Genomic DNA, 16,244 nt, shown 5'->3' with positions numbered 1-16,244 from the left:
CCCGGGGGGAGGGTGGTCGGCGAGGCTCGCGCATGATCGGGGTGAAACGGGTGGGGGCCACCCCCCCCAACTCCGCTCCGCGTCGTGTAATCTGAGCAGCGCGACCTCGCGCCCCTTTAGCTCAGTCGGCAGAGCGTCTCCATGGTAAGGAGAAGGTCTACGGTTCGATTCCGTAAAGGGGCTCCGGGTTCCAGTCCTTGGGCGGGTTCGTGTCCGGGATGAGCGGTTCCGCCGGTTCCCCGGGTAAGCTAGTCGGGTCCCCGGCCATCCGGGTGATCATCGTGGCGGTGTAGCTCAGTCTGGCAGAGCAAGCGGCTCATAATCGCTGTGTCGCCGGTTCAAGTCCGGCCACCGCTACTATCGGGACGCGGCTCGCCGCGCCCCGCGTAGGGCTCTGCGGCTCGCCGCGTCGCCCGACAGGTTTCAGTACTCGACTCAGGAAGAGGCATCACACCGTGGCCGCCACTGACGTTCGCCCGAAGATCACGATGGCGTGCCAGGTGTGCAAGCACCGGAACTACATCACTCGCAAGAACCGGCGTAACGACCCGGATCGTCTCGAGCTGAAGAAGTTCTGCCCCAACTGCAGCAAGCACACGGAGCACCGCGAGACCCGCTGAAGGCACGCGGAGTCGCGCGTCCGCCGTAGGGCTCGCCACTCTCTGCACCACCCAGCCGGCCAGGCTAGTTCCTGGTCGGCTGGCTCGCGTTCCATCGCTCCTCCGTGACCTGGCGTCAGGTGTCGCGCGTGACACATCCGTCCCGCCGGCATGGGCACCCGGCTACCGCGTTCGTGGTGGGATGGTCGACGCCGCATCCCGCGCCCGTGCGCGCCGGGCGTGCGCCAACGCCGGCGGGGTGCCGGCAGCCCGGGCCGAGCGCCGGGAGTCGAGAACGGGAGCCATGATGCCGCTCAACCAGGACTTCGTGGGACGAAGCTTCGTCTCGCCCGTTCCCTACCAGGTCGGACGGGAACATATCCGGCAGTTCGCCCGCGCGATCGGCGACGACAACCCGCTGTACCACGATGTGGAGGCGGCCAAGGCAGCCGGCTATCCCGACCTCGTGGCGCCGCCGACATTCCTCATCGTCGCCAACCCGGGCACACTCGGCCTGCCCACCGACGATCCGGCGCTGGGGCTCGACTACAGCCTCGTCGTCCACGGCGAGCAGCGCTTCAGCCTGCTCCGCCCGCTGGTGGCCGGCGACGAGCTGGTGACGACGTCCACGCTTACCAACATCCGAACGGTCGGCACCAACGAGGTGCTCGTCACCACCTACCGCTACGACACCACCAGCGGAGAGGAGATCGCGGTCGGCACCTGCACCCTGGTGTCCCGGGGCTCCGCCGGCCCGCGGGAATGAGGGCGCGACGATGACGGCGACGATCGCGTACGACGATGTCGAGGTCGGCACCGAGCTGCCTGAGCGGCTGTTTCCGCTACGCCGGGTCGATCTGGTCCGCTATGCCGGGGCGTCCACCGACTTCAACCCGATCCACTGGAACGAGCGGGCCGCCGTCGAGGCCGGCCTGCCCGGGGTGATCGCTCACGGGATGCTCACGATGGCCACCGCGGTCCGGCTGGTCACCGACTGGCTGGGTGATCCGGGCGCCCTGGTCGAGTACGGGGTCAAGTTCTCGGCCCCCGTGGTTGTGCCAGACGGTGACGAGCCCGCCGTCGTCTCCGTCCGGGGCACCGTGCAGAAGAAGCTCGAGGACAACCAGGTGGTCGTCAACCTCACCGCCCGCTGCCAGGGCGCGAAGGTGCTGATGGCGGCGCGGGCCACGGTCCGGCTGCCCTGACGATCCCGGGCTGTCCCGGGCGACCCCGGCGCACGGGGCCGCCCGGTGAGCGCGCGCCTGGACCTCGGCTGGACGTGGCTCAGCTGGCCTCGGCGAGCAGCGCGGACATCCGGCCCACGCCCTTGACCAGGTCCTCGTCGCTCAGCGCGTAGGACAGGCGGGCGAAGCCGGGGGTGCCGAACGCCTCGCCGGGCACGATCGCGACCCCGACCTCCTCGAGGATGAGCTGGCACAGCTCGGCGCTGGTGGCCGGGGTGCGCCCGCGCAGGCTCCGGCCGAGCACGCCCTCGAGGGACGGGTAGCAGTAGAACGCGCCCTCGGGCATCGGGCAGCGCACCCCGGGGGTCTCGGTGAGCATCCGGTGCATCGTCTGGCGGCGGCGATCGAAGGCGGCGCGCATCTTGGTGACGGCGTCGAGCGGCCCGGACACGGCGGCGAGCGCGGCGGCCTGGGAGACGTTGGCGACGTTCGAGGTGGCGTGCGACTGGAGGTTCGCGGCCGCACCGACGACGTCCTTCGGCCCGATCAGCCAGCCGACCCGCCAGCCGGTCATCGCGTACGTCTTCGCGACGCCGTTGACGATGACGCAGCGCTCGGCCAGCTCCGGCACCTCGGCGAGGACCGAGGAGTGCCGGGCGTCGCCGTAGACCAGGTGCTCGTAGATCTCGTCGGCGAGCACCCAGATGCCGGCCCGCTCGGCCCACTGGCCGATCTCGCGGACTTCCTCGGGGGAGTGCACGGCGCCGGTCGGGTTCGACGGCGAGTTGAACAGCAGCACCTTCGTGCGCTCGGTGCGCGCCGCCTCGAGCTGCTCGACGGTCACCCGGTAGCCGGCGTCCGGCCCGGTCACGACGTCGACCGGCACTCCGCCGGCGAGCCGGATCGACTCGGGGTAGGTCGTCCAGTACGGCGCGGGCAGGAGAACCTCGTCGCCGGGGTCGAGCAGCGTCGCGAAGGCCTCGTAGACGGCCTGCTTGCCGCCGTTGGTGACCAGCACCTGGCTCGCGGGCACGGTCACGCCGGAGTCCCGGGCGGTCTTCTCGGCGATCGCCTCCCGCAGCTCCGGCAGTCCGCCGGCCGGGGTGTACCGGTGCATGCGCGGCTCGTGGCACGCCTTCTCCGCGGCGGCGACGATGTGGTCCGGCGTCGGGAAGTCCGGCTCGCCGGCGCCGAAGCCGACGACGTCCTGCCCCGCGGCGCGCATCGCCTTCGCGGTGGCGTCGACGGCCAGCGTGGCGGACGGGGCGATGCCGCTGATGCGGCGTGAGATCCTGCTCATGGGCCCATGCTGCCACGGCGTTCACAGGGGCGTGACATGCGCGCGGCCGGGATCGGCGGGCCGTGTGGACCGTCTGGCGCCCGCCGCCGGGCCCGTGCGCGGCAGGCCGGCGGGCCGGGTTCGGAGGTGGCCCGGTGGGGGGTCGGCACAGGGCTGATGGCGCCGGACGGGCAGGCCCGGCGGCCGGGCGCCGCGTCCGATCGGGTGGTTCGGCGCGGTCCGTCCGGAGACCGGGGAGTCCCGACGCGATTGGCGAGCGCGGAGTCCGGCCGATGAAGGGGTATGCTCGATCCGCCCGGGTACCCGTTCCGGTGACCGGCTCTCAGCTGCTGAGCCATGCGCCACAGTGCAGGCGCGCAGCGTAGGGTTGGTGGCGGTCGCGGGGGCCGGGGTGAGTTCTAGGGGCGTGGCTCAATTGGTAGAGCACCGGTCTCCAAAACCGGCGGTTGCAGGTTCGAGTCCTGTCGCCCCTGCGCTGTTCGACAGTTGGCTGGTTCGGCGACGGAGTTGGGTGGAGTTCAGTGGCGACCGATACCCGTGACGCGGCACCGCGTCCCAGGGGGGCCACGCGTACCGCGGCTCGACGTCGGTATCGGCCTCTGCAGTTCATCCGCGAGGTCATGGCGGAGCTCCGGAAGGTCGTCTATCCGGGGCGAAACGAGCTGGTCACGTACGTGATGGTCGTGCTTGTCTTCGTCACCGTGATGACGGCCTTCGTGGCTAGTCTCGACTTCGGGCTGACGAAGGCGGTCCTCGCGATCTTCGGCTGACGGGGTTCCGCCGGCCGGTGGGGGTTGGTCCGGGCAGACGAGAGGCGCATGGCCGACGCCGGTCCGCCGGTCGATCGGCGGCCAGCCCGTCCGCACCACACCCGCCGCACCACGCCCGCGCAGCTCCCGCTTCGCGGAGTCACAGCAGCAGAAGCGTTCACGAGAAAAGGATCGTCCGCGTGTCCCAGTCGCCCGAGCACGCCTCCTCCGAGCAGGGGGAAGCCCTCGCCCGTCTCGATCCCCTCGCGGAGTTCGAGCACGACGAGGTGGCGAGCACGGACGCCGGTGCCGAGCTCGCCGACGCCGACCCGGACCTGGGCGTGGACGAGTCCAGCGAGGCAGGCGAGACCGCCGAGGGGGGCGACGAGCCGCCCGGCACCGACGGCGCCGCTGAGACGGCCGGTACCGAGTCCGGCGTGTCGGCGGGGTCCGGCCCGGCCGAGCGTACGCCCGCCGCCGCGAGCGCGCCCGACGAGGACGAGGACGACGAGGACGACCTGCGCCGGGCGATCGAGGAAGCGCCGGGCGATTGGTACGTCGTGCACTCGTACGCGGGCTACGAGAACAAGGTCAAGACCAATCTCGAGACCCGGATCTCCAGCCTCAACATGGAGGACTACATCTTCCAGATCGAGGTGCCGACGGAGGAGGTCCCGGTCGTCAAGAACGGCAAGCGGCAGATGGTTCTGCAGAAGAAGTACCCGGGATACATCTACGTCCGGATGGATCTGACCGACCAGTCCTGGTCGGCGGTCCGCAACACGCCGGGCGTCACCGGGTTCGTGGGGCTCACCAACCGGCCCTCACCGCTGCGCCGCGAGGAGGTGCTGTCCATCCTCGCCCCGGCGGCACCGAAGGAGAAGAAGGTCGAGACCGTCCGGGTCCAGGAGTTCGAGGTGGGCGAGTCGGTCACCGTCATGGACGGCCCCTTCGCCACCCTCCCGGCCACCATCAGCGAGATCAACCTCGACGCCCAGCGGCTCAAGGTGCTGGTCTCGATCTTCGGTCGGGAGACGCCCGTCGAGCTGCAGTTCAATCAGGTCGCGAAGATCTGATCCGGTCCGTAGAACCCCGGTAGGAAGACGAGCACATGCCGCCCAAGAAGAAGAAGATCACCGCGATCATCAAGCTCCAGATCAACGCCGGCAAGGCCACGCCGGCGCCGCCGGTCGGCCCCGCGCTGGGTCAGCACGGCGTGAACATCATGGACTTCTGCAAGCAGTACAACGCGGCCACCGAGTCGCAGGCCGGCAACGTGGTCCCGGTCGAGATCACCGTGTACGAGGACCGCTCGTTCACGTTCGTCACGAAGACCCCGCCGGCCGCGCGGCTCATCCTCAAGGCCGCCGGCATCGAGAAGGGCAGTGGCGTCCCGCACCGTGACAAGGTCGCCAAGCTGACCCCGGCGCAGGTCCGCGAGATCGCCCAGACCAAGCTGCCCGACCTCAACGCCACCACGATCGAGGCGGCCGAGAAGATCATCGCCGGCACCGCCCGGTCGATGGGCATCACGGTCGGCGACTAGCACCCGTCGGGACCGCTGGCCCGGTCCCGGCCCGCCACCGCTGATCGGTGGCACCGCACCTCCCGCGTATCAGTACCCGACGCCGTGGGAGGGCGGTCGTGAGCGCGCCCGGCGCGCGGAGCCGTAACGGTCCGCGCCGCGCCGGCCAGGCGCCCGACCGTCCGCCGGCACCACGAGGAGACATCATGAAGCGCAGCAAGGCGTACCGCGCCGCCGCCGAGAAGATCAACCCGGACAACTTCTACAGCCCGCTCGAGGCGGTCCGGCTGGCCCAGGGCACCTCGACGACGAAGTACGACGCGACCGTCGAGGTCGCGATCCGGCTCGGCGTCGACCCGCGCAAGGCCGACCAGATGGTCCGCGGCACGGTCAACCTGCCGCACGGCACCGGCAAGTCGCCCCGCGTCGCCGTGTTCGCCGCCGGCGAGAAGGCCGCTGAGGCGAGCGCCGCCGGCGCCGACATCGTCGGCAGCGACGACCTGGTCGCCCGCATCCAGGAGGGCTTCCTGGACTTCGACGCGACGGTCGCGACGCCCGACCAGATGGCCAAGGTCGGGCGCATCGCCCGGATCCTCGGCCCGCGCGGCCTGATGCCGAACCCGAAGACCGGCACGGTCACCCTGGACATCGGCAAGGCCGTCTCCGACATCAAGGGCGGTAAGATCAACTTCCGCGTCGACAAGCAGGGTAACCTGCACATCGTCATCGGGAAGACGAACTTCACCGACGCCCAGCTGATCGAGAACTACACGGCCGCGCTCGACGAGATCGTCCGCGTGAAGCCGTCGGCGGCCAAGGGCCGGTACCTCAAGAAGATCACCTTCGCGACCACGATGGGCCCGGGCATCCCCGTCGACCCGAACCGGACGCGCAACCTCCTCGAGGACGCCGTCCCCGCGACCTGATCCACGTCGCATCCAGGTCCTGGCGGCCGTCGGAGTCCATCTCCGGCGGCCGCTTCTGGCGTCCGGGCCGGGTGGGAACGTGCTCCCTGGAATCACGTGTCGTGAAACATGTGTCCTGGAAACATGTACACTGGCAGACGATCACGCTTTACGCCGAAGACCGCTGGTCGCCGTCGCCGCCCGCAGGGGTGGGCGATGGCCGAAGGCCCCGATCATCCCGGGCGGCCCGCGCAGGTGACGCGAAAGTGTAGGACCGCGCGTGGCTCCGCGTGCTGGTCGAGGAGGCGCCTCCAGCGCCGCTCGGCCCGGCCGGGGCGCGCCACCCTCACGCCCCGTGCGCCTGCGCCGGGGCGTTCGTCGTCTCCCGGGGTTGATCGGATGACCGGCCGAACACCCTGAAGGAGCCCCATGGCGAGACCTGAGAAGACCGCCGCGGTGGCGGAGATCGCCGAGGACTTCCGCTCCTCGACGGCCGCGGTGCTCACCGAGTACCGCGGCCTGTCGGTGAGCCAGCTCACCGAGCTGCGGCGCACCCTCGGCGAGGGCGCCCGCTACGCGGTCGTCAAGAACACGCTGACCAAGATCGCGGCTGGGCAGGCCGGCGTCACCGGGCTGGACGAGCTGTTCGTCGGGCCGACCGCCGTCGCCTTCGTCAGCGGCGACCCGGTCGAGGCGGCCAAGGGCCTGCGTGACTTCGCCAAGGCCAACCCGGCGCTCATCGTCAAGGGCGGCTTCGTCGAGGGCAAGGCGATGACCGCCGAGGAGATCCGCAAGCTCGCGGATCTCGAGTCCCGCGAGGTGCTGCTGGCGAAGCTCGCCGGCGCGATGAAGGGTTCCCTGTCCGGCGCGGTCGGCCTGTTCGCGGCCCCGTTGTCGCAGGTTGCCCGGCTCGCCGAGGCGCTGCGCGAGCAGCGCGCGAGCGAGGCCGGCGCGGCGGGTGCCGAGGCGCCGGCCGCCGAGGCGCCGGCCGCCGAGGCGCCGGCGGCCGAGGCCGTCGCCGCGGAGTAGCGGACCGCCAGCCCCACCAGCACCAGCCCCCGAACCAGCCCCACCCCGTACGGCCCGGAACCGCGCGGATCCCGCGCCCGGGCATCGGAAGACGAGGAAGGAAGACGCCACCATGGCGAAGCTGTCCACCGAGGAACTGCTGGACGCGTTCAAGGAGCTCACCCTCCTGGAGCTCTCCGAGTTCGTGAAGCAGTTCGAGGAGACCTTCGGCGTCACCGCCGCGGCGCCGGTCGCCGTGGCCGCTGTCCCGGCCGCGGGCGGCGCGGGCGGCGACGCCCCGGCCGCCGAGGAGCAGGACGAGTTCGACGTCATCCTCGAGTCCGTCGGCGACAAGAAGATCCAGGTCATCAAGGAGGTCCGGGCGCTGACCAGCCTCGGGCTGAAGGAGGCCAAGGACCTCGTCGACGGCGCGCCCAAGCCCGTCCTGGAGAAGGTCGCCAAGGAGGCCGCGGACAAGGCGAAGGCGGCCCTCGAGGGCGCCGGCGCGACGGTCACCGTCAAGTAGCACCGCGGCCGGCAGGTGCCGGCTGACGCCCGCGTGCCGGGGCACCTCCGAGGTGTCCCGGCACGCGGCGTCTGGTGCCGCAAACGCCCGGATACGCTGCTACGTAGGCGGTTGGGCAGGTCGGGCCGTTCGTGATGTTTTCCGAAGGGGGTTGACGGCCCCTGTGGATCGGAGTTCCATCATGTCGCGAACACTCGTCGGGAAGCAGATGCGGTGAGCCACGTACCCCCCGCGCGGTTGTACCACGCACGTTCTTGCCAGCGGTGTGCCTGTCGGCTACACTGCTAGTTTGCGCTGCCCTTTTCGTCGCATCGGCTCCGCCGACACCGGTTCTGCGGTGAGGTCGGGCCCTCTGCGGGGGTCCGGTCCGCGCCGCGCGTGGCACCGACCAGGTCGTCGGAGCCGCGTCCGCGCGGTGGGTCCGGTACGACGGCGGGGCGTGCTGGCCGTGCTGGTGTGTGGCACGGCTGTATGGCAGCCACACCGAGGACCCTGAGCAGACCTTTGCCCGTGCACCGACCCGTTGTTCTCAGCGGACACCGGCGTCGCCGCGCGCTCGCGCCGCGACGGTCCTTCGGCGTGCCCGCAGTCAGCCGAACGCCTGCCGCGCCCGAAACCTGCGGCTGTGCGGACCGACGGACCAGGAACCGACGGCATCCGCTGCGGGACGAGGGCCGACTCCGACCGCGTGCCGGCCACCGGACCTCCCGGCTCGGCCGTCGCGTGTACGCGCCCCGCGGTCATCCTCTCACCGGCGGGGCACCCCCCGTCGCCGTTCCCGACAACCGTAGCGAGACACTGATCACCTGACCACCCCCCGACGGATCCTTGACGTCCGCGACGCCAGCCCGACGATCAGGCCACCGGAAGGACCACCTTGGCCGCCTCGCGCTCTTCCTCCCGCATCTCGTTCGCTAAGATCATCGAGCCTCTCGAGGTCCCGGATCTCCTTGCTCTTCAGACGCAGTCCTTCGATTGGCTGATCGGCAGTGATGCCTGGGCGGAGCGGGTTCAGGAGGCCATCGACTCGGGTCGGGACGACGTCCCGATCACCTCCGGTCTGGAGGAGGTCTTCGAGGAGATCTCCCCGATCGAGGACTTCTCCGGGTCCATGTCCCTCTCCTTCCGGGACCACCGGTTCGAGCCACCCAAGTACTCCGTCGAGGAGTGCAAGGACAAGGACATGACGTTCTCGGCCCCGCTGTTCGTCACGGCCGAGTTCACCAACAACACCACCGGTGAGATCAAGAGCCAGACGGTGTTCATGGGCGACTTCCCGCTCATGACCCCGAAGGGCACGTTCGTGATCAACGGGACCGAGCGCGTGGTGGTCAGCCAGCTCGTCCGGTCGCCCGGGGTGTACTTCGAGCGCAGCCTCGACAAGGCGTCGGACAAGGATCTGTACTCCTGCAAGGTGATCCCCTCGCGCGGGGCCTGGCTCGAGTTCGAGATCGACAAGCGGGACACCGTCGGCGTGCGCATCGACCGCAAGCGCCGCCAGTCCGTCACCGTGCTGCTCAAGGCGCTCGGCTGGGACGAGGCGCGCATCCTCGAGCGCTTCGGCGACTTCCCGTCGATGCGGGTGACCCTGGAGAAGGACCACACCGCCAGCCAGGACGACGCGCTGCTGGACATCTACCGCAAGCTGCGCCCGGGCGAGCCGCCGACGCGGGAGTCGGCGCAGACCCTGCTGGAGAACCTCTTCTTCAACCCGAAGCGCTACGACCTGGCCAAGGTCGGTCGCTACAAGGTCAACAAGAAGCTCTCCCTGGATGTCGCGCACAACGTCGGTGTGCTCACCGAGGATGACATCGTCCGCACGATCGAGTACGTCGTCAAGCTGCACGCGGGAGCCGACCCGTCCGAGTACGAGGTCGACGACATCGACCACTTCGGCAACCGGCGCCTGCGCACGGTCGGCGAGCTGATCCAGAACCAGGTCCGCCTGGGCCTCGCCCGGATGGAGCGGGTCGTCCGTGAGCGGATGACCACCCAGGACGTCGAGGCGATCACGCCGCAGACCCTGATCAACATCCGGCCGGTCGTCGCCTCCATCAAGGAGTTCTTCGGCACCAGCCAGCTGTCGCAGTTCATGGACCAGACCAACCCGCTGGCCGGGCTCACCCACAAGCGCCGCCTGTCGGCGTTGGGCCCGGGTGGTCTGTCCCGGGAGCGGGCCGGCTTCGAGGTTCGCGACGTGCACCCCAGCCACTACGGCCGGATGTGCCCGATCGAGACGCCGGAAGGCCCGAACATCGGCCTGATCGGTTCGCTGTCGACGTTCGCGCGGGTCAACCCGTTCGGCTTCGTCGAGACCCCGTACCGCAAGGTGGCCAACGGCCGGGTGACCGACCAGATCGACTACCTGACCGCGGACGAGGAGGACCGGCACGTCAAGGCGCAGGCCAACACGCCGCTGCAGCCGGACGGCACGTTCGCCGAGGATCGTGTCCTGGTCCGCCGCAAGGGCGGTGAGGTCGAGTTCATTCCGCCGGACGAGGTCGACTACATGGACGTCTCGCCGCGGCAGATGGTGTCCGTGGCGACCGCCATGATCCCCTTCCTCGAGCACGACGACGCCAACCGCGCGCTCATGGGCTCCAACATGCAGCGCCAGTCGGTGCCGCTGCTGCGCTCCGAGGCGCCGCTGGTCGGCACCGGCATGGAGGCCCGCGCGGCCAAGGACGCCGGCGACGTGGTCGTGGCCGGCCAGGCCGGCGTCGTCGAGGACCTCTCGGCGGACTACATCACCGTCATGCACGACGACGGCACCCGGCGCACCTACCGGCTGGCGAAGTTCCGCCGGTCGAACCAGGGCACCTGCATCAACCAGAAGCCGATCGTCTTCGAGGGCGATCGGATCGAGGCCGGCCAGGTCATCGCGGACGGCCCGTGCACCGACAACGGCGAGATGGCGCTTGGCAAGAACCTGCTGGTCGCCTTCATGCCGTGGGAGGGGCACAACTACGAGGACGCGATCATCCTGTCCCAGCGCCTCGTGCAGGACGACGTGCTCTCCTCGATCCACATCGAGGAGCACGAGGTCGACGCCCGCGACACCAAGCTGGGCCCGGAGGAGATCACCCGGGACATCCCGAACGTCGCCGAGGAGGTGCTCGCCGACCTCGACGAGCGCGGCATCATCCGCATCGGCGCCGACGTGCAGACCGGCGACGTGCTGGTCGGCAAGGTCACCCCGAAGGGCGAGACCGAGCTGACTCCCGAGGAGCGGCTGCTGCGCGCGATCTTCGGCGAGAAGGCCCGCGAGGTCCGCGACACCTCGCTGAAGGTGCCGCACGGCGAGTCCGGCAAGGTCATCGGCGTGCGGGTGTTCTCCCGCGAGGACGGCGACGAGCTGCCGCCCGGCGTCAACGAGCTGGTCCGGGTGTACGTCGCCCAGAAGCGGAAGATCACCGACGGCGACAAGCTCGCCGGTCGGCACGGCAACAAGGGCGTCATCGCCAAGATCCTGCCCGTCGAGGACATGCCCTTCCTCGAGGACGGCACCGCGGTCGACGTCGTGCTCAACCCGCACGGCGTGCCCCGCCGGATGAACATCGGCCAGATCCTGGAGACCCACCTCGGGTGGGTGGCCAAGACGGGCTGGCAGGTCGACTCCGGCAGCGAGGGCTGGAAGGAGCGGCTGCGCGGCATCGGCGCGGACGCCGCCCCGAGTGGCACCAACGTGTCCACCCCGGTCTTCGACGGCGCCCGCGAGGAGGAGATCACCGGCCTGCTGGACTCCACGCTGCCCAACCGGGACGGCGTCCAGCTCATCGGCTCCTCCGGTAAGGCCACCCTGTTCGACGGCCGCACCGGCGAGCCGTACCCGTACCCGGTGGCGGTCGGCTACATCTACATCCTCAAGCTCCTCCACCTGGTCGACGACAAGATCCACGCTCGCTCGACCGGCCCCTACTCGATGATCACCCAGCAGCCCCTGGGTGGCAAGGCGCAGTTCGGTGGCCAGCGCTTCGGTGAGATGGAGGTGTGGGCGCTGGAGGCGTACGGCGCCGCCTACGCCCTGCAGGAGCTGCTGACCATCAAGTCCGACGACGTGGTGGGCCGGGTCAAGGTCTACGAGGCGATCGTCAAGGGCGAGAACATTCCGGAGCCCGGCATCCCGGAGTCGTTCAAGGTGCTCATCAAGGAGATGCAGTCGCTGTGCCTCAACGTCGAGGTGCTCTCCAGCGACGGTGTGCAGATCGAGATGCGTGACACCGACGAGGACGTCTTCCGTGCGGCGGAGGAACTCGGGATCGACCTGTCCCGGCGCGAGCCGAGCAGCGTCGAGGAGGTCTGACCGGTCGCCGGGGGCCGCGCGTGAAGCGCCCGCCCCCGGCGCCCCGGCCCGACTCCAGCGTCCCGACCGAGAAAGAGAGAGCAGGCGACAGTCTTGCTGGACGTCAACTTCTTCGACGAACTGCGCATCGGTCTCGCCACCGCGGACGACATCCGCCAGTGGTCGCACGGTGAGGTCAAGAAGCCCGAGACGATCAACTACCGCACCCTGAAGCCGGAGAAGGACGGGCTCTTCTGCGAGAAGATCTTCGGTCCGACCCGGGACTGGGAGTGCTACTGCGGCAAGTACAAGCGGGTCCGCTTCAAGGGCATCATCTGTGAGCGGTGTGGCGTCGAGGTCACCCGCGCCAAGGTGCGCCGTGAGCGGATGGGCCACATCGAGCTGGCCGCGCCGGTCACCCACATCTGGTACTTCAAGGGTGTCCCGAGCCGTCTCGGCTACCTGCTGGACCTGGCGCCGAAGGACCTCGAGAAGGTCATCTACTTCGCCGCCTACATGATCACCAAGGTCGACATCGACGCCCGCCACCGCGACCTGCCGACTCTCGAGGCCCGCATCGGCGTCGAGAAGCAGCAGCTCGAGGACCGCAAGAACGCGGACGTCGAGACCCGGCAGAAGCGGCTCGAGGCCGACCTCGCCCAGCTCGAGGCCGAGGGCGCCAAGGGCGACGCGCGCCGCAAGGTCCGCGAGGGCGCGGAGCGCGAGATGCGTCAGATCCGCGACCGCTCGCAGCGCAAGATCGACGACCTGGACCGCGTCTTCGACCGGTTCAAGAACATGAAGGTCCAGGACCTGGAGCCGGACGAGCTGCTCTACCGCGAGCTGCGCGACCGGTTCGGCCAGTACTTCGACGGCGGCATGGGCGCCGAGGCGCTGCAGCGCCGGATCTCCGAGTTCGACCTGGCCGCGGAGGCGGAGTCGCTGCGCGAGACCATCCGCAGCGGCAAGGGGCAGAAGAAGGCCCGCGCGCTCAAGCGGCTCAAGGTCGTCTCCGCGTTCCTGAACACCCGCAACTCCCCGATGGGGATGGTGCTCGACTGCGTTCCGGTGATCCCGCCGGACCTGCGGCCGATGGTGCAGCTCGACGGTGGCCGCTTCGCGACCTCCGACCTCAACGACCTGTACCGCCGGGTGATCAACCGGAACAACCGGCTCAAGCGGCTGCTCGACCTCGGCGCGCCCGAGATCATCGTCAACAACGAGAAGCGGATGCTGCAGGAGGCCGTCGACGCGCTGTTCGACAACGGCCGCCGCGGCCGGCCGGTCACGGGTCCCGGTAACCGTCCGCTCAAGTCGCTGTCCGACATGCTCAAGGGCAAGCAGGGTCGGTTCCGCCAGAACCTGCTCGGCAAGCGCGTCGACTACTCCGGCCGGTCGGTCATCGTCGTCGGCCCGCAGCTCAAGCTGCACCAGTGCGGCCTGCCCAAGCAGATGGCCCTGGAGCTGTTCAAGCCGTTCGTGATGAAGCGCCTGGTGGACCTCAACCACGCGCAGAACATCAAGTCGGCCAAGCGGATGGTCGAGCGGGCCCGCCCGGTCGTGTGGGACGTGCTCGAGGAGGTCATCACCGAGCACCCGGTGCTGCTCAACCGGGCGCCGACCCTGCACCGCCTGGGCATCCAGGCCTTCGAGCCGCAGCTCGTCGAGGGCAAGGCCATCCAGATCCACCCGCTGGTCTGCACCGCGTTCAACGCGGACTTCGACGGCGACCAGATGGCGGTGCACCTGCCGCTGTCCGCCGAGGCGCAGGCCGAGGCCCGGATCCTGATGCTGTCGAGCAACAACATCCTCTCGCCCGCGTCCGGCCGGCCGCTGGCGATGCCCTCGCTCGACATGGTCACCGGCGTGTTCCACCTGTCGACGCTCGCCGACGGCGCCGTCGGCGAGGGCCGGGCGTTCTCGTCCGTCGCCGAGGCGCAGATGGCCTTCGACGCGCACGAGATCGCCCTCCAGGCGAAGATCAACGTTCGGCTGCGCGACACCACGCCGCCGTCGGACTGGACGCCGCCGGCCGACTGGGTCACCGGGGACCACTTCACCCTGGAGACGACGTTCGGGCGCTGCCTGCTCAACGAGGCGCTGCCGGAGGGCTACCCCTTCATCAACGCCCAGCTGAACAAGAAGGCCCAGGCCGCGATCGTCAACGACCTGGCCGAGCGGTACCCGAAGATCCAGGTCGCGGCGACCCTGGACGCGCTGAAGAGCGCCGGTTTCTACTGGGCCACCCGGTCCGGGGTCACCGTCGCCATCGAGGACGTCGTCGCGCCGCCGAACAAGGCGGAGATCCTCGACGACTACGAGCAGCGGGCCGACCGGGTGCAGAAGCAGTTCGACCGCGGCTTCCTGTCCGACGAGGAGCGCCGCAGCGAGCTGGTCCAGATCTGGACCGAGGCGACCAACAAGATCGCCGAGGCCATGGAGGCGAACTTCCCGAAGACCAACCCGGTCCACGTGCTGGTCAGCTCGGGTGCCGCCGGAAACATGATGCAGATCCGGCAGCTCGCCGGCATGCGCGGACTGGTCTCCAACCCGAAGGGTGAGATCATCCCGCGGCCGATCAAGGCGAACTTCCGCGAGGGTCTCACCGTGGTCGAGTACTTCATCTCGACCCACGGCGCCCGCAAGGGTCTGGCCGACACCGCCCTGCGTACCGCCGACTCCGGCTACCTGACCCGCCGGCTCGTCGACGTCAGCCAGGACGTCATCGTCCGCGACGACGACTGCGGCACCGAGCGCGGCATCCTCACCCGGATCGCCACCCGCGACGCGGACGGCAGGCTCGTGCGCGACCGGTACGCCGAGACCTCGGCGTACGCGCGGACGCTGGCCTCCGACGCGGTCGACGAGAACGGCGAGATCATCGTTCCCGCCGGCACGGATGCCGGGGACGTCGCCATCGGCCAGATCATCGAGGCCGGCATCGAGCAGGTGCGGGTCCGCTCCGCGCTGACCTGCGAGTCCCGGATGGGTGTGTGCGCGCAGTGCTACGGGCGCTCGCTGGCCACCGGCAAGCTGGTCGACGTCGGCGAGGCCGTCGGCATCGTCGCCGCGCAGTCCATCGGTGAGCCCGGCACCCAGCTGACGATGCGTACCTTCCACTCGGGTGGTGTCGCCGGTGACGACATCACCCAGGGTCTGCCGCGTGTCGTCGAGCTCTTCGAGGCACGCAGCCCGAAGGGCAAGGCGCCCATCACCGAGGTCTCCGGTCGCATCAAGATCGAGGAGACCGAGAAGACCTTCAAGGTCGTGGTGGTGCCGGACGACGGCAGCGAGGAGATCGCCTACCCGGTCTCGCGGCGTGCCCGCCTGCGGGTACGCGAGGGCGACCGCATCGAGGTCGGCAACCAGGTCGTCGACGGTGCCGTCGACCCGCACGAGGTGCTGCGCATCCTCGGCCCGCGCCAGGTCCAGCTCCACCTGGTCGAGCAGGTCCAGGAGGTGTACCGGTCGCAGGGTGTGTCGATCCACGACAAGCACATCGAGATCATCATCCGCCAGATGCTCAAGCGGGTGAACGTGCTCGAGTCGGGGGAGACCAACCTGCTGCCTGGGGAGCTGTGCGAGCGGGCCCGCTTCGAGGGAGAGAACCGCCGGGTGGTGGAGTCCGGTGGCCAGCCGGCGTCCGCCCGCCCGGTGCTGATGGGCATCACCAAGGCGTCGCTGGCCACCGAGTCGTGGCTGTCGGCGGCATCCTTCCAGGAGACGACCCGGGTGCTCACCGACGCGGCGATCAACGCGCGCTCGGACTCGCTCGTCGGCCTCAAGGAGAACGTCATCATCGGAAAGCTGATCCCGGCTGGTACCGGCATCTCGCGGTACCGCAACATCCGGGTGGAGCCGACCGAGGAGGCGCGCGCGGCGATGTACTCCGTCGGTGCCTACGAGGACAGCGGCAGCGTCGAGTACGGCGCCTTCGGCACCGGATCCGGCCAGGCCGTCCCGCTGGACGAGTTCGACTTCCGCAGCACGGGCGACTTCCGCTGAGCCGCGGTCGGTAGCCAGGATCCGGCCCGCTGACAATCCGTCGGCGGGCCGGCGTTCTCGGCACCGCCAGGACGGACGCCGACGGCGGTCCGGTCTCCCTCCTCGCCCAGGGAGCCGGGCCGCCGTTTCGCTGTCCGGCCCTCCGCCCGCCTGCCTCAGCC

Annotated in this window: 12 protein-coding genes and 3 tRNA genes; 14 read left to right on the top strand and 1 reads right to left on the bottom strand. The window is 69.8% G+C overall.

From position 1 onward, the window contains the following. The first annotated feature begins 110 nt into the window (after nucleotides 1–110). The 5 genes from C1A33_RS07865 to C1A33_RS07845 all read left to right on the top strand — a co-directional run bounded on the left by C1A33_RS07865 (nucleotide 111) and on the right by C1A33_RS07845 (nucleotide 1,804). A tRNA-Thr gene (locus C1A33_RS07865) sits at nucleotides 111–183 on the top strand. A gap of 100 nt (nucleotides 184–283) precedes the next feature. Further along, nucleotides 284–357, top strand: a tRNA-Met gene (locus C1A33_RS07860). A 98-nt stretch (nucleotides 358–455) separates the two neighbouring features. Beyond that, nucleotides 456–620: a 50S ribosomal protein L33 gene (rpmG, locus tag C1A33_RS07855; protein WP_101830860.1), complete on the top strand. Its 165-nt coding sequence runs from the start codon at nucleotides 456–458 to the stop codon at nucleotides 618–620. Nucleotides 621–906: 286 nt separating this feature from the next. Next, complete coding sequence (locus tag C1A33_RS07850; RefSeq protein WP_101830861.1) at nucleotides 907–1,365, top strand: MaoC family dehydratase N-terminal domain-containing protein; 459 nt, start codon at nucleotides 907–909, stop codon at nucleotides 1,363–1,365. Nucleotides 1,366–1,375: 10 nt separating this feature from the next. Continuing rightward, nucleotides 1,376–1,804: a MaoC family dehydratase gene (locus tag C1A33_RS07845; protein WP_101830859.1), complete on the top strand. Its 429-nt coding sequence runs from the start codon at nucleotides 1,376–1,378 to the stop codon at nucleotides 1,802–1,804. A 79-nt stretch (nucleotides 1,805–1,883) separates the two neighbouring features. Here the strand turns inward: C1A33_RS07845 and C1A33_RS07840 are convergent, their stop codons facing one another. Then, a complete protein-coding gene (locus C1A33_RS07840) occupies nucleotides 1,884–3,083 on the bottom strand; it encodes a pyridoxal phosphate-dependent aminotransferase (RefSeq protein WP_101830858.1) in 1,200 nt (399 codons plus the stop codon). A 400-nt stretch (nucleotides 3,084–3,483) separates the two neighbouring features. Here C1A33_RS07840 and C1A33_RS07835 point away from each other — a divergent pair. The 9 genes from C1A33_RS07835 (at nucleotide 3,484) to C1A33_RS07795 (ending at nucleotide 16,083) form a co-directional block, all read left to right on the top strand. After that, a tRNA-Trp gene (locus C1A33_RS07835) sits at nucleotides 3,484–3,556 on the top strand. Between the two features lie 48 nt (nucleotides 3,557–3,604). Next, entirely contained in the window at nucleotides 3,605–3,853 is a 249-nt protein-coding gene (secE, locus tag C1A33_RS37355) for a preprotein translocase subunit SecE (RefSeq protein WP_101830857.1), read from the top strand. Between the two features lie 179 nt (nucleotides 3,854–4,032). Then, the gene (gene nusG, locus C1A33_RS07825) at nucleotides 4,033–4,908 is read left to right on the top strand and encodes a transcription termination/antitermination protein NusG (protein WP_101830856.1); all 876 of its coding nucleotides are present in this window, start codon (nucleotides 4,033–4,035) and stop codon (nucleotides 4,906–4,908) included. A 35-nt stretch (nucleotides 4,909–4,943) separates the two neighbouring features. After that, complete coding sequence (gene rplK / locus C1A33_RS07820) at nucleotides 4,944–5,378, top strand: 50S ribosomal protein L11 (protein ID WP_101830855.1); 435 nt, start codon at nucleotides 4,944–4,946, stop codon at nucleotides 5,376–5,378. Nucleotides 5,379–5,563: 185 nt separating this feature from the next. After that, on the top strand, nucleotides 5,564–6,283 hold the full coding sequence (gene rplA / locus C1A33_RS07815) for a 50S ribosomal protein L1 (protein WP_101830854.1): 720 nt from the start codon (nucleotides 5,564–5,566) through the stop codon (nucleotides 6,281–6,283). A 408-nt stretch (nucleotides 6,284–6,691) separates the two neighbouring features. Then, nucleotides 6,692–7,291 carry a 50S ribosomal protein L10 gene (rplJ, locus tag C1A33_RS07810; protein WP_101830853.1) on the top strand — a complete coding sequence of 200 codons (600 nt, stop codon included), beginning with the start codon at nucleotides 6,692–6,694 and terminating at the stop codon, nucleotides 7,289–7,291. Nucleotides 7,292–7,403: 112 nt separating this feature from the next. Continuing rightward, entirely contained in the window at nucleotides 7,404–7,796 is a 393-nt protein-coding gene (gene rplL, locus C1A33_RS07805; RefSeq protein ID WP_101830852.1) for a 50S ribosomal protein L7/L12, read from the top strand. 877 nt (nucleotides 7,797–8,673) lie between these two features. Further along, the gene (rpoB, locus tag C1A33_RS07800) at nucleotides 8,674–12,099 is read left to right on the top strand and encodes a DNA-directed RNA polymerase subunit beta (RefSeq protein WP_101830851.1); all 3,426 of its coding nucleotides are present in this window, start codon (nucleotides 8,674–8,676) and stop codon (nucleotides 12,097–12,099) included. 93 nt (nucleotides 12,100–12,192) lie between these two features. Further along, the gene (locus C1A33_RS07795) at nucleotides 12,193–16,083 is read left to right on the top strand and encodes a DNA-directed RNA polymerase subunit beta' (protein WP_101830850.1); all 3,891 of its coding nucleotides are present in this window, start codon (nucleotides 12,193–12,195) and stop codon (nucleotides 16,081–16,083) included. Nucleotides 16,084–16,244: the final 161 nt, after the last annotated feature.

It is taken from the genome of Frankia canadensis (assembly GCF_900197875.1).
Lineage (GTDB): Bacteria > Actinomycetota > Actinomycetes > Frankiales > Frankiaceae > Frankia > Frankia canadensis.
Note: the sequence above shows the minus strand (reverse complement) of the source record. Positions and strands in the feature narration are given on the sequence as shown.